Genomic DNA, 822 nt, shown 5'->3' with positions numbered 1-822 from the left:
GGTGCAAAGCTTTATCGACCAATATGGTGATTATCAAGTTGAGGTGTTGATCACCCCAATTGCAGGGCAATGGTATCTAGGACAAGACACCGCCGAGGTGGACACCTTCTTATCGCAAACGACCGAGTCTTGGCACATTAGCTGGGACTGGGAGCGTGAAATGCTGCTTGGCAGTATTGATGCCCCCGCGACTCAAGTCAGTCTAGACCCAAGGGTGTTGCCGTTAACCCAAACCGATAGCGTGATTGCCAATGCGATTGGCTTTAGCGACTCTGAGTTGGCGGACCAACAGTTAACTTTGGTGATGTACTCCCAAGCCAATGATCAGGTGATCAGTGATTTACTGACGTTACATGCTGACGGTACGGTTACGGGCTTGTTGTCGGGTGAACAAACCATGAGCTGGCAAGTGGTTGATGGTGTGTTAGAGATCAGTCTGGCGATAATGGATGGCGAAGTGGTGGTCGATACTGGTTTGTTTAGCTACCACAAATTGGCCGAATACTCAGACAGCTTTAGCTATCTGGTGACCGCCAACGCCCAAGATGGTGGTTTATCGGCTATTGATTTAGGGGTATTTAATAGCGGCAATAGTGATTTATCCTCACTTATGAACCGTTATTTGATGGGGGCGTTCACCCTCAGTAACCCCAATGCCTATGACCCTGAAGGTAATATTCATCCGGCGGATTACTTTGGCTATCGCCTGCAAACCGATGGTAAGGCAACCCGTATTTACGATGGTAACTTTGATGCCTATGGTCCAGCGGGCTGGCAAAGCGGCTGGGATGTTTGGAACCTAGACCAAGTTGATGGTGTGGT

The 822-nt window shown here is 49.1% G+C and carries 1 protein-coding gene; it reads left to right on the top strand.

The features are described from left to right. Positions 1-822 (top strand): hypothetical protein (locus GFB48_RS17235; protein ID WP_163938722.1); only part of this gene is annotated, 822 nt, incomplete at both ends.

The organism is Paraferrimonas sp. SM1919, assembly GCF_010993985.1.
Classification (GTDB): Bacteria; Pseudomonadota; Gammaproteobacteria; order Enterobacterales; family Shewanellaceae; genus SM1919.
Note: the sequence above shows the minus strand (reverse complement) of the source record. Positions and strands in the feature narration are given on the sequence as shown.